8 protein-coding genes are annotated in these 13,344 nt (G+C 68.8%); 4 read left to right on the top strand and 4 right to left on the bottom strand.

Features of this window, described 5'->3' with window-relative positions; all coding sequences use genetic code 11:
• The first annotated feature begins 450 nt into the window (after positions 1–450).
• Positions 451–5,286 (top strand): SH3 domain-containing protein, encoded by a 4,836-nt coding sequence (locus BCL67_RS15755; RefSeq protein WP_106122486.1) that lies wholly within the window; start codon positions 451–453, stop codon positions 5,284–5,286.
• A 304-nt stretch (positions 5,287–5,590) separates the two neighbouring features.
• On the opposite strand, the gene hisD is transcribed toward BCL67_RS15755, so the two are convergent.
• Complete coding sequence (gene hisD / locus BCL67_RS05705; RefSeq protein ID WP_106122485.1) at positions 5,591–6,898, bottom strand: histidinol dehydrogenase; 1,308 nt, start codon at positions 6,896–6,898, stop codon at positions 5,591–5,593.
• Positions 6,899–7,083: 185 nt separating this feature from the next.
• On the opposite strand from hisD, the gene BCL67_RS05700 reads away from it, so the two are divergent.
• Positions 7,084–8,757: a mechanosensitive ion channel family protein gene (locus BCL67_RS05700; RefSeq protein ID WP_181255899.1), complete on the top strand. Its 1,674-nt coding sequence runs from the start codon at positions 7,084–7,086 to the stop codon at positions 8,755–8,757.
• Between the two features lie 40 nt (positions 8,758–8,797).
• Here BCL67_RS05700 and BCL67_RS05695 read toward each other — a convergent pair whose 3' ends face one another.
• Positions 8,798–9,748 carry an SDR family NAD(P)-dependent oxidoreductase gene (locus tag BCL67_RS05695; RefSeq protein ID WP_258174783.1) on the bottom strand — a complete coding sequence of 317 codons (951 nt, stop codon included), beginning with the start codon at positions 9,746–9,748 and terminating at the stop codon, positions 8,798–8,800.
• Between the two features lie 93 nt (positions 9,749–9,841).
• Here BCL67_RS05695 and BCL67_RS05690 point away from each other — a divergent pair, with 93 nt between their 5' ends.
• Entirely contained in the window at positions 9,842–10,249 is a 408-nt protein-coding gene (locus BCL67_RS05690; protein ID WP_181255898.1) for a hypothetical protein, read from the top strand.
• Positions 10,250–10,251: 2 nt separating this feature from the next.
• Here the strand turns inward: BCL67_RS05690 and BCL67_RS05685 are convergent, their stop codons facing one another.
• Positions 10,252–11,136: an MBL fold metallo-hydrolase gene (locus BCL67_RS05685; RefSeq protein WP_106122482.1), complete on the bottom strand. Its 885-nt coding sequence runs from the start codon at positions 11,134–11,136 to the stop codon at positions 10,252–10,254.
• 38 nt (positions 11,137–11,174) lie between these two features.
• On the opposite strand from BCL67_RS05685, the gene BCL67_RS05680 reads away from it, so the two are divergent.
• The gene (locus tag BCL67_RS05680) at positions 11,175–12,308 is read left to right on the top strand and encodes a glutathione S-transferase family protein (protein ID WP_106122481.1); all 1,134 of its coding nucleotides are present in this window, start codon (positions 11,175–11,177) and stop codon (positions 12,306–12,308) included.
• Here the strand turns inward: BCL67_RS05680 and BCL67_RS05675 are convergent.
• Positions 12,299–13,228: an NAD(P)-dependent oxidoreductase gene (locus tag BCL67_RS05675; protein WP_106122480.1), complete on the bottom strand. Its 930-nt coding sequence runs from the start codon at positions 13,226–13,228 to the stop codon at positions 12,299–12,301. The two genes, BCL67_RS05680 and BCL67_RS05675, sit on opposite strands and share 10 nt — an antisense overlap.
• Between the last annotated feature and the right edge of the window lie 116 nt (positions 13,229–13,344).

The following is a 13,344-nucleotide window of genomic DNA, read 5'->3' as shown; positions in this document are numbered from 1 at the left end:
ACGCATCCGCCCGCCTCGTCTCATCCGCCAGGTTCATCAACCGGCCGTGTTCTGTTCGTTTCCACGATTACGAGCTGGTTAAAGTCGAACTGGAAGCTTTCCTAAAAACTCTTGTCGCGGAGAACAAATCATGGGTTACAGTAGTCACGACTCGGCTTGCTGTACGCGCAGGTTTCCCATCTCCTAGTACGGTTCGCTGCTTCCCCAGTCGCCATATCTGCTTATGAATACCCCGTATGCACGCGCCATTGCGTGCTGGTCCTCACGTACCCGTAGGGGGCTCTCCGGTCTCCCAGCCGCTGAGTGCGAGGCTCCCAGTCGCCTGCCGCGGGTGTTGTCCGGTGTATTCACGGAGCCGTTCTGATGTGAACGACTAGTGAGGAAGCACCCGTGCCGAAAAAACTCTCGTCTGCCGTCGTCGGCGGTCTCGCCGTAGGTCTGACTTTGCCGATGACTGCGAATGCCGCTGCTGCGGACACCGCACCGATGAACGTGGCGCCGCTGCCCGTGGTGGGGGTGGATGCCCCAGCGACGAGCCTCGCCGGGCTGGGCGCCGTGGACATCTCCGCAGCTCAGAACGCCACGCAGTTCAGATCCCCCATTGCCCAGCGCGCCTACAGCTACACCTCCCCCTATGGCCCACGCTGCATGCCGGCCGTCGGTGCCTCGACCTGGCACCTGGGCCAGGACCTCGGAGCCGCCGACGGCACTCCGATCGCCTCGGTGGCCGATGGCACCGTGGTGCGCACCTTCACCGGCAACCGGTACAACGCCAGCTACGTCGTCGTGCAGCACCGGGTTGGCGGCAAGACCTTCCACAGCGCGTACTACCACATGTGGAATGCGAATACCCACGTCCGGATCGGCCAGAACGTGAAGGCCGGCCAGACCATCGGCCTGGTCGGCAGCTCGGGACCCTCCACCGGCCCGCACCTGCACCTGGAGATCTGGGAGGGCGCGTGGATCAACGGCACCTCTCACAATCCGACCACCTGGCTCTCCCAGCGCGGGGTCAACCTGCGCTCGGGTGCCACGACGGTGCTCAACATCACCACCCCGTCCTCCTGCAACTACTGGACCCTGAACTCCACCCCGCTGCGCGCCACTGCGAGCAGCGCAGGCGCCGTCATCATGCAGCTCGGCGCGGGTGCCACGCTGACGGCATCTCCCGGTGACATGAGCAACTCCATGATGCGAGTTAACGCCAACGGCCGGACCGGCTGGGTGGCACACTCTTCGCTCACCCCCTCTCGCCCCGCCGGAGGCGGCACCACCGTGCCCGCGGCCTCGGTGCCTGAGGGCACTTCGATCACGCCGACCCAGTACCGCACCACCACGTCGCTCAACGCCCGCAGCGGACCTGGCACGAACTATGCGGTCCTCCAGGGACTGGCGTCGGGCACCGAGGTCACCGTCACCGCCACGCACGGCAGCTGGTTGAAGTTCAGCCGAAACGGCCAGACAGTCTGGTCCCACAGCGACTTCATGTCTGAGGTCGCCGCGCCTGCGCCTGCACCGACCAATGTGACCCCGGCCAGCGGCAGCTACACGGTCCAGCCGGGTGGTCCGCTGAATGTGCGCACCGGTCCCAGCAGCACCAGTGCGATCGCGAAGACCCTTGCCCCCGGGACCACGGTCACGGTCAACGGCCGGCAGGGTTCCTGGCTCCGGTTCGTCGACGGCTCCCGCACGCTCTGGGTGCATGCGAACTACGTCAACCGGGTCACCACTCCGGCGCCGGCTCCTACACCGAGCACCGGCGTGACCGCCGCCAGCGGGACCTATCAGGTCCAGCCCGGCGGGCGGCTGAACGTGCGCACCGGTCCCAGCAGCACCAGTGCGATCGCGAAGACCCTTGCCCCCGGGACCACGGTCACGGTCAACGGCCGGCAGGGCTCCTGGCTCCGGTTCGTCGACGGCTCACGGAACCTCTGGGTGCATGCGAACTACGTCAACAAGGTCGACATCAGCACCGGCTCGGGGTCGGGATCCGAGACCATCTCTGCCGCCAGCGGCAGCTATCAGGTGCAGCCGGGCGGGCGGCTGAACGTGCGCACCGGTCCCAGCAGCACCAGTGCGATCGCGAAGACCCTTGCTCCCGGGACCACGGTCACGGTCAACGGGCGCCAGGGCTCCTGGCTCCGGTTCGTCGACGGCTCCCGCACGCTCTGGGTGCACGCCAACTACGTCAACCGGGTCACCACACCCGAGCCTGCACCGGACACCGGGGTCACCGCGGCCAGCGGCACCTATCAGGTGCAGCCGGGCGGGCGGCTGAACGTGCGCACCGGTCCCAGCAGCACCAGTGCGATCGCGAAGACCTTGGCGGCCGGGACCACGGTCACGGTCAACGGCCGGCAGGGCTCCTGGCTGCGGTTCGTGGATGGTTCAGCCACCCTTTGGGTGCATGCGAACTACGTCAACCTCGTCACCACGCCGACGCCTTCGACGGGTTCCGGGGTCACTGCGGCCAGCGGCACCTATCAGGTGCAGCCGGGCGGGCGACTGAACGTGCGCACCGGTCCCAGCAGCACCAGCTCGGTCGCCAAGACTCTGGCGGCCGGGACCACGGTCACGGTCAACGGCAGGCAGGGCTCCTGGCTGCGTTTCGTGGATGGATCCGGCACGCTCTGGGTTCATGCGAACTACGTCAACCAGGTCACCACGCCAGCCCCCTCGGCGGGCTCCGGGGTCACTGCGGCCAGCGGCACGTATCAGGTCCAGCCGGGCGGGCGACTGAATGTGCGCACCGGTCCCAGCAGCACCAGCTCGGTCGCCAAGACTCTGGCGGCCGGGACCACGGTCACGGTCAACGGGCGCCAGGGCTCATGGCTGCGGTTCGTGGATGGATCCGGCACGCTCTGGGTGCATGCGAACTACGTCAACCTGGTCACCACGCCGGCTCCCTCGGCGGGCTCCGGGGTCACCGCGGCCAGCGGCACCTATCAGGTGCAGCCGGGTGGGCGACTGAATGTGCGCACCGGTCCCAGCAGCACCAGCGCGGTCGCCAAGACCCTTGCGGCCGGGACCACGGTCACGGTCAACGGGCGCCAGGGCTCCTGGCTGCGGTTCGGGGATGGATCCAGCACGCTCTGGGTGCATGCGAACTACGTCAACCTGGTCACCACGCCGGCTCCCTCGACGGGCTCCGGGGTCACTGCGGCCAGCGGCAGCTACCGGGTCCAGCCCGGCGTGAACCTGAACGCCCGCACCGGTCCCAGCAGCACCAGCTCGATCGCGAAGACCCTTGCTCCCGGGACCACGGTCACGGTCAACGGCCGGCAGGGCTCCTGGCTCCGGTTCGTCGACGGCTCCCGCACGCTCTGGGTGCATGCGAACTACGTCACCCAGGTCACCACTCCGGCACCGTCTCCGGCATCGAACGCCGGGGTCACCGCGGCCAGCGGCACCTATCAGGTGCAGCCGGGCGGGCGACTGAACGTGCGCACCGGTCCCAGCAGCACCAGCGCGGTCGCCAAGACCCTTGCGGCCGGGACCACGGTCACGGTCAACGGGCGGCAGGGCTCCTGGCTCCGTTTCGTGGACGGCTCACGGAACCTCTGGGTGCACGCAAACTACGTCAACAGGGTGAATGTCAGCACGGGGTCCGGCTCCGGCTCCGAGACCATCCCCGGTGGACCAGAGTCCTCGACGTCGAACACCCCCACGACCATCGCGGCCAGCGGGACCTTCCAGGTCCAGAGCGGCGTGAGCCTCCACGCTCGGACCGGCGCCTCGGCGACGAGCTCCAGTGCGAAGATGCTTCCGGCGGGAACCAGGATCTCGATCACCGGAAAGAGGGGTGACTGGGTCAGTTTCCAGGACGGCTCCCGCACACTGTGGGTCCACTCGGGCTACCTGACGAAGGCGACCACCTCTGCTCCGGCGCCGGCCTCGAACACCGGAGTCACCGCAGCAAGCGGCACCTACCGGGTCCAGCCCGGCGGTCCGCTGAATGTGCGCACCGGTCCCAGCAGCACCAGTTCGATCGCGAAGACCCTGGCGCCTGGCACCACGGTCACGGTCAACGGCCGGCAGGGTTCCTGGCTCCGGTTCGTCGACGGCTCCCGCACCCTCTGGGTGCATGCCAACTACGTGAATCTGGTGACGGCCGGCTCCTCGGGCTCGACCCCCTCTACCGGTTCCAGCACGGGTTCCTCCGCGAACACCGGGTCGACGTCGAGCTCGACTAAGCCTGCCACCGGGACGCATCACGTCAAGCCCGGCATCTACCTGAATGCTCGCGGAGGACCAGGCACGTCACACCCGATCGTGCTGAACCTTAACCCGCTGCGCCAGTTCGAGATCACCGGGCGCAACGGCAGCTGGGTCAGCTTCGTCTATAGCGGCAAGACCGTCTGGGTCGACTCCACCTACATCAACTCCGGTCCGGCGAGCAGCTCGAGCAACACAGGCTCCAGCAGCTCCACTCCCACGCTGGCCAACTCGACGAACAGCACGAGCAAGGTTGTCGGAACCGCCTACGCCACGGCCCAGGTGAACGTCCGCATGGGCCCGAGCACCGAGAACAGCCCCATGTTCTCCGTGCGGACCGGGACGAAGGTCCAGCTGCTCGAGAAGAAGTCGAACGGCTGGCAGGAGATCAAGGTCAACGGCGCCACCGGCTGGATGTCTGCGCAGTTCCTGAGCACCTCAGCTCCGGCGACCTCGGGCTCCGGTTCCAACAACACCGGTTCGAACACCGGATCCTCCGGCAGCGGCTCCTCCACGGCGCCGTCGACCTCGGCCATGCACAAGAAGAGCGCCAACGGACCGTACAGCTCGGCCTGGGACAAGCTGGCCCAGTGTGAATCCGGTGGAAACTGGAAGATCAACACCGGCAACGGCTTCTACGGCGGCATCCAGTTCAGCCCAGAGTCCTGGAAAGAGGTGGGTGGCTCCGGCTTCCCGCACCAGGCCACGAAGGCGGAGCAGATCAAGCGGGCCCACATGCTCTGGAAGAAGCAGGGCTGGAAGGCCTGGCCACACTGCACCTCCCAGCTGGGCCTGAAGGGTGACCCGGGCGGCTACGGGGACGAGTACTACAAGGTCCACCCCAGCGCGAAGACTGCATCATCGGCCTCCGCCGCAGGGACCTGGACCTCGACCTACAGCGTGCCGCTGCGCGAGAAGGCCGCGACCTCCAGCGACAAGCTGGTGCAGATCCCCCGCGGCGCGGAGCTCCAGCAGCTCCAGCGTGAGGGCTCATGGCTGAAGGTCCAGTACACCGCCGGCGGGGACACCCACACCGGATGGGTCAACACCAGCTACATCTCGCAGGCCTGAGCACTCAGCTCTGAGCACTCAGCTCTGAGCGTTCCGCTCAGAGACGGCGACTCAGGGAGCGGCGCCACCCACGGTGCCGCTCCCTGCGCCGCCATGCCAGGCGCCAACACCCGTCTGGGAGCGCACACACTGCCAGGCGCGCGCTGCTCAGCACGGCAGCCTCACCACGGCACTCCACCACGGCAGTTTCAGCACGACGACGGCGGGCTCGACTCTCTCATTCGCGGGAGAGTCGCGTCCGCCGTCGTCGTCGGCAGGGCCTGCGCGTGCAGCTCAGCGGGCTGCCCGGGCCCGCCGCATCAGCTCAGCGGAACCGGGCCTGCACGGCGTCGCCGTGAGCGGGCAGGCCCTCGGCCTGCGCCAGCGCTGAGACGTGGCCGGCCACCGCGCGCAGCCCCTCACGCCCGTAGCGGATGACCTGCTGGGAGCGCAGGAAGCTGGAGACGTTGAGTCCGGAGGAATACGCCGAGGCGCCTCCGGTGGGCAGGACGTGGTTGGATCCGGCGCAGTAGTCGCCCAGGGACACCGGGGTGTGGGTGCCGACGAAGACCGCGCCGGCGTTGTGGATCTGCTCCACGATCGCATCATCGTCCCCGGTCATCACCTCGAGGTGCTCCGCACCGTAGGCGTTGGCGATCTCCACGCCCTGTTCCATGGTGTCGACCACGAGCACCGCAGACTGGGTGCCGCTGAGCGCCTGCTTGACCCGGTCCGCATGCCGGGTGTTGCGTGCCTGCAGCTCGACCTGGGTGCCCACGGCCTCGGCCAGTGACATGGACGGCGTGACCAGCACCGCGGCGGCCAACGCATCATGCTCCGCCTGGGAGATCAGATCCGCGGCGATCAGCTCCGCCGGAGCAGTCTCATCGGCGAGCACCATGATCTCGGTGGGGCCGGCCTCGGAATCGATGCCCACCACCCCCTGGACCGCGCGCTTGGCCGTGGCCACGAAGATGTTCCCCGGACCGGTGATCAGCGAGACCGGCGGGCACACCTGCTGGCCGCTCTCGTCCTTGGCCCCGTAGGCGAACATCGCCACCGCCTGCGCGCCGCCGACGGCGTAGACCTCCTCGATCCCGAGCAGGTGCGCGGCACCGAGGATCGTCGGGTGCGGCAGTCCGCCGAAGTCAGCCTGGGGCGGGGAGGCGATTGCGAGCGACCGGACGCCTGCCACCTGCGCGGGGACCACGTTCATCACCACAGAGGAGGGGTAGACCGCCTGGCCGCCGGGCACGTAGAGGCCCACTCGGCGGATCGGTGCCCAGCGGTTGAGCACCCGGGCGTCGGGTCCGGGGGAGACCTCGGAGGACTCGGGCAGCTGGGCGTTGTGCACCTGCCGGGCACGCAGGATCAGCTCCTCCAGCGCCGCCCGGACCTCGGGCTCGAGCTGCTCGGCCGCCTCGCGGAGCTTCTCCGCCGGGACCCGCAGCGCAGGCGGGCGGACGCCGTCGAACTTCTCGGAGTAGTCCAGCAGCGCGGAGACACCATGCAGCCGCACGTTCTCCAGGATCGGGGCCACCGTCTCGATGGTGGTCGAGATGTCCTGGGAGGCGCGGGGAAGCACGGAGGCGGCGTCGATCGAGCTGCCGCGCAGATCCTTGAGGGTGAGCATGGGTCTCCTAGTGGGTGCGATCAGTGTTCGCCTGCTGGATCGAGGGCGCACACTCCTCCATTGTCCCCATTGCAGACCCCTCGCGCCCACTTCGTGACGTGAGAGCCCACACACCGGACGCCTCGTGGTGGTCCAGTACCTGTCCAGAACGGCGTGGCATGATGCTGGCCATGGTCTTTTCCCGGATGGATTTCTCCCCGAGCTCACTGGCCTTCGCCAGTCCGCGTGCCGCCGATGTCACCGACCCCGACGACGCCGCCGATCTCGCCCCCGGTGACGGGCAGCCCACGCAGGAGGTCGGTGACATCGTCGAGGGGAGCGTCCCGGAGGGGCTCGAAACGCTGATCGCCGAGCAGGGGCCGTTCTTCGGCATCATCACCGGGCTGGTCATCGCCGTGGTGATCGCCCTGGTGGTCACGGTGATGTCCTCGATGCTGCTCAAGCAGATCTTCCGGAACAACGACGGGGTCAAGCATGCGGTGAACCGGACGCGGACCCCGCTGTTCGTCACCCTGGTGCTGATCGGATCCTGGTTCACGCTGAACATCCTGCTCAGCGCCGCGGCATGGTTCCAGCCGGTCTCCTTCGTGCTGCTGGTCGCGGTGGTGATCGGCATCGCCTGGTGGGCGCTGCGGATCGTGCGGATCGCCGAGGCGATGATCTACTCCAAATACATCGGATACGCCGACGGCGAGCTCGACGTGGAGGACCGGCGCGGCCGCAGGCTGGCCACCCAGGTGTCGCTGATCCGCCGGATTCTCACCGCTGTGATCATCACTCTCGCGGTGGCCGCGATCATGCTGATGATCCCGCAGGTCCGCGCGCTCGGCGCCGGGCTGCTGGCCTCGGCCGGCGTGGCCTCCGTGGTCGTGGGCCTGGCGATGCAGTCGGTGCTGACCAACGTGTTCGCCGGGATCCAGCTGGCCTTCACGGACTCGATCCGCGCCGGAGACGTCGTGGTGGTCGAAGGCGACTTCGGCACGGTGGAGGACATCACGCTCACCGCGGTGGTCATCAAGTCCTGGGACGAGCGTCGCTTCATCTACCCCTCCAGCTACTTCGTGGCCACCCCCTTCGAGAACTGGACCCGGGTGGGCACCGAGATCCTGGGCACCGTGGAGCTCGATGTCGACTGGCGCGTCCCGATGGACCCGCTGCGCGCCCGGCTGAAGCGGCTGCTGGACTCCGCCTCGCTCTGGGACGGTCGGGACTACTCGCTCCAGGTCACCGACGCCGTGGGCGGCATGATCAAGGTCCGCGTCGTGGTCTCCGCCCGGAACTCCGGAGAGCTGTGGGATCTGCGCTGCCTGGTCCGCGAGGATCTGGTGAACTACCTGCGCGCCGAGCACCCGTATGCGGTCTTCACCCAGCGGATGCTGATGACCAACGAGGAGGCCCTGGCGAAGTCCCCGGCGCCGGTGCGCACCGGGCAGGTCGGCGTCGTCGATCCCGACGACGATTCCCAGCCGGTCACGCAGGCGGGGGAGGGTGCCTCGGTGTTCACCGGGTCGATCGCCGCGGTGCAGCGCAACCGGGAGTTCTCCGGCCCAGGAGCCGAGGCGTATCGCGAGCGGCTCGGACGCCAGGAGGAGCGCCAGGACGGACCGGAGCTCGACGCCGACGGCACCGCGTATCCCGAGGATGTCGCGGCCACGCAGACCGTGGCTCTGCCGAAGGGCGAGGTGCCGGGGGCTGCTGATCCGGTCGCTGCCCGGTCGCGGCGGGATGCAGGACCAGGGGCCCCTGATGCGCGAGGAGCCTCCGCCGATCAGGATGCCGAGGAGACCTTCGGTGCCGCGGCCACACGTCGTCCCGGTGAAGCGCCTCCGCGGCCAAGCTCCCCGCGCCGCCCGCGCTGAGCTCGCACAGCTCCTGGCCCGGGTGAGCCGGTCCGGTCATTCACCCGGTCGGGGGCTGGGACTCCCGCTTCGTGCTGCTCCTGGCCGAGATCTTGGCCTTGGCGGACTTATAGGCATCCACGGTGTTGATCGCCTCGGTGGTGGGCTCTGCGGTGCCGTCGCCGTACTCAGCACCGGCTGAGGGGCTGCCCTCGGGCTGATCCTCGGTGCTCTCGCCGCGGCCTGGGGATTCGGTCCGCTTGTCAACGGCCCACTGGACCATCGAGTCGGGCATGAAGCGCAGTCCGGCGGTGAGCATCTGATAGCTGCGTGCCGGCACGCAGGTCGAGGCCCCCTGGGCGTTGGCGGTCAGCGCCTGGCGGACGACGTCGTCGGCGTCCAGCCACATCCAGCGCTTCGCGGACTTGATCTTGATGCCGGAGCGCTGGTGGAACTCGGTGCGGATCAGGCCGGGCACGAGCGCGGTGACCGTCACCCCGGAGGAACGCAGCTGCGAGTGCAGCCCCTTGGAGAAGTTGATCACCCAGGACTTCGCGGCGGAGTAGGTCCCGGTGGGCGTGTAGCCCGCCACCGAGGCCACGTTGATGATCCGCCCGCCGCGCCGACGCGTCATCGCCCGGGCGGCCGTGTGGGAGAGCTCCATGGTGGTCTGCACGTGCAGGCGCAGCAGCTTGCGCTCATCGTCGAGGTCGGAGTCGATGAAGTCTGTGGCCAGGCCATGTCCGGCGTTGTTCACCAGCAGATGCACCGGATTGGTGCGATCGGCCAGCCGCTCCTGGACCGCGGCGACGCCGTCGTCGGTCACCAGATCCGCGACGATGACGGAGGTCTTCACCCCGTACTGCGAGGCCATGGACTCGGCCTGCATCCGCAGACGCTGCCCATCGCGCGCGACCAGCACGAGGTCGTAGCCCTGTGCAGCCAGCTGGCGCGCGAACGCTGCGCCGAGGCCGGCGGTGGAACCAGTGATGACGGCCGTGTGGTTGCTCATGCTCGCTATCCTAGAGGTCAGAGATGGGCGGCGCGGTCAGCTTCGCGCCTGCGGTGCCCAGACGGGTCTCCACACCACACCACAGGAGGATCATTGCGCTGGAAGAGACGCGCTGCGTGGGGGCGGCGCCCCCTGGCGGCCGATGAATGGGCTGTGCTCCATGCCGAGGTCTTCGCCGAGGATCTGATCGCGGTGGACGACGCGGTGGAGGAGCTCACCGGGTTCATGGACCCCTTCCGCGCCGACATCGAGGAGGGGCCGCTGGTGGGAGTGACCGACGGTCAGCTCTCGGTGGCCAAGGGCGAGTTCCACGATCCGCGCGGTCGGCGCGGGCTGAGGCTGAGCTTTTACGCCGCAGGGGTGACCGGCGGAGCCGGGGCAGATGCCTTTGAGCGGCTGAACTCCGCGGCGTCGGCGCTGCTGGACCACCTCAACGCCGAGGGCATCACGCTGGAGTCGGTCCGCTGGACCGAGGCGGAGCACATCACCCGGCCCTTCTAGGCTCAGCGCTCGCCGAGATGCTGAAGGTGCTGCAGCTGGGCGGCGGCGATCTTGGTGGTGATCCCCGCCGGCAGTGCGCTGCGCTCGCCGTAGATCCGTACGCCCAGCGCCTCCGCGTCCAGCGTGACTCCGTCACTCTCGGCCGCGATGAGCAGAGAGCGGACCTGATCCAGACGCTCCAGCCGGTGGGTGAGGTAGCGCTCGGCGGCCGCGGCCACGCTGGGCTGCTCCGGCCCATGGGCGGGGAGCAGCCTGGCCTGGGCATATTCGCCGAGCCTGCGGAGGCTGCCCAGATAGTCGGTGAGCGTCCCGTCCGGGTGATCGAGCATCGTGGTGCCCTCGCCCAGGATGGTGTCCCCGGTGAACATGGCCTGCTCGCCCGGCGCGAGCGCGCCCTGGTTTGTGACGCCCTGGTTTGTGACGCCCTGGTTTGTGACGCCCTGGTCTGTGGAGCCGTGGTCGCCGGCGGCGTGCAGCCAGAGGCAGACGGAGTCGGAGGTGTGCCCGGGGGTGTGCAGCACGCGCAGCCGCAGACCGCCGAGCTCGATGCTCTCCTGGTCGCGCAGCGGCTCCGCCGGCCGACCCGCGACTCCGATGCACTGCGCAGGGCTGTGGCCGCGCACCGGCGCCGCGAAGGCCTCGCTGAAGCTCGCCGCCGCCCCCGTGTGGTCAGCATGACGATGTGTGACCAGGATCTGCGACACCCTGCGCGGGCCGACGACGGCGCGCACCTGCGCCAGATGCTCGGGGTGATCCGCGGGCCCGGGATCGATGATCACCACCGCCGAGGCCTGATCCCCGCCGATGACGTAGGTGTTCGTCCCCTGCAGCGTCATCGGGGAAGGGTTCTCGCAGGTGATCCGCCGCACCGGGCTGGGCTCAGACATGGGCTCAGCCTACCGATCGGGCCGCGTAGGCTGAGCCCATGGCCCAGAACAGCGAACCGCAGAAGACCGCCGGCACCGAGCATTCCACCAAGGGTGCCTACGTGACCGGGGGAGAGTTCACCCGTGACACCAACTACATCGAGGACCGCGTGGTCGCCGATCCGCAGGCGGCGCAGTCGGCGCCGCAGGAGGAGTCATCGTCGATCGGAGACCCGCGCATGGCGGGACTCACCGAGGGCGGACAGGCCTGGCCGGTCGAGCCCGGCCGCTACCGGCTCGTGGCTGCCCGCGCCTGCCCCTGGGCCCACCGCTCGATCATCATCCGCCGCCTGCTGGGGCTCGAGGACGCCATCTCACTGGGCACCCCCGGACCTACGCACGACGCACGCTCCTGGACCTTCGACCTGGATGAGGGCGGGGTGGACCCGGTGCTGGGCACCGAGCGGCTGCAGCAGAACTACTTCGCCCGCTTCCCCGACTATCCGCGCGGCATCACCGTCCCGGCGCTGGTCGACGTCCCCTCCGGCGGAGTGGTCACCAACAACTACCCGCAGCTGACCCTCGACCTGTCCACCCAGTGGCGCGAGCACCACCGCGAGGGAGCACCCGACCTGCTCCCGGAGGACAAGCTCGACGAGATGCTGCCGGTGATCAAGCGGATCTTCACCGAGGTCAACAACGGGGTCTACCGAGCGGGCTTCGCCGGCTCCCAGGGCGCCTATCAGGATGCCTATGACCGGCTCTTCACCGCCATGGACTGGCTCGAGGACCGCCTGGCCGGCAGCCGCTATCTGATGGGGGAGCACATCACCGAGGCCGATGTGCGGCTGTTCACCACCCTGGTCCGCTTCGACCCGGTGTACCACGGGCACTTCAAGTGCAACCGGAACAAGCTCACCGAGATGCCGAACCTCTGGGCCTACGCCCGGGACCTGTTCCAGACCCCCGGTTTCGGGGACACGGTGGACTTCGACCAGATCAAGCGCCACTACTACGAGGTCCACGAGGACATCAATCCGACCCAGATCGTCCCGGCCGGACCGGACCTGGCGAACTGGCTCAGCGAGCACGGCCGCGAGGCGCTCGGAGGGTCACCCTTCGGCGCCGGCACCGCGCCGGCCCCGGTGGCAGCCTCCGAGCAGCCAGGCGGAGCCAACCCGCTCTACCGCTGATATGTGGCGATCACCTGGGAGTCGTCGTGCCGGGTCAGACCGGCCTCGCCGGCTTCCAGGTACTTCGCTCGCGCAGCCTCGAGCATCGGCGCCTCGAAGCCGTGTGCGCTCGCGATCTCGCTCACCAGGGACGAGTCCTTCACAAAAATTCCCACCGCGCTTGCCACCTGGGCCTCCGGTCCCTGGAGCATCCGCGGGCCCCGGTCGCTGAGCATGAAGGAGCCGGCCGCTCCCTCCGCCACAGCCTCGAGGACCTGGGCCGGATCGAGTCCGAGCTTCTCGGCCAGGGCGAGCGCCTCGGCGGCCGCGACGATATGCACTGAGCACAGCAGCTGGTTGACCGCTTTGAAGGCCTGGCCGTCGCCGATCGCGGTGCCGCACTCCACGACCGTGCCCATCGACTCCAGCAGTGAGCGGTTCTCCTCCAGGCCGGCGAAGTCGGCGGAGACGAAGAGTCGCAGCGAGCCCAGAGCGGCCCGCGCGATCCCGCCCGTGACCGGAGCGTCGACCAGCGTGATCCCGCGCTCCCGGGCGGGTTCCACGAGCGCCTGCACGGCTTCGGGGCCCACGGTGCTCATCACGATCAGGCTCGCCCCCGGTCGCATCGCGCCGATCAGACCCGCTGGCCGCGCAGCGTCGGGCGCCCCTTCCCGTGGACCCGCCCCGTCCCGCGGACCCAGGGCGGCGCTGTGCAGCTGCTCTGCGGTGGCCACCATCACGATGACCGCATCCGCGACGGCCGCGGAGGCCGCAGAGTCCTCGGCCCGAAGTCCCTTCTCCTGAGCGGCCGCGCGCTGTGCGGCCGAGAAGTCGACGGCGGTCAGGTCGAATCCTGCAGCGGCGACCCGGGTGGCCATCGGCAGCCCGATGGCGCCGATGCCCACGAAGGTCACCTTCGGCGTGGAAGAGTTCTCGGTCATCTGTGGTCCTCGTCTCGTGATCGGCTTCACATTCTCCGCACGCCATGTTAGCTTATGTGAACTTGGCTGTGAAGATTCACAGTCGGGTTCATGCCGGTGAATGCCTCCGGCCGCAC

This window comes from Nesterenkonia sandarakina, assembly GCF_003003175.1.
Lineage (GTDB): Bacteria > Actinomycetota > Actinomycetes > Actinomycetales > Micrococcaceae > Nesterenkonia > Nesterenkonia sandarakina_A.
The sequence above is the reverse complement of the archived record's forward strand: the minus strand, read 5'-3'. Positions and strand labels throughout refer to the sequence as shown.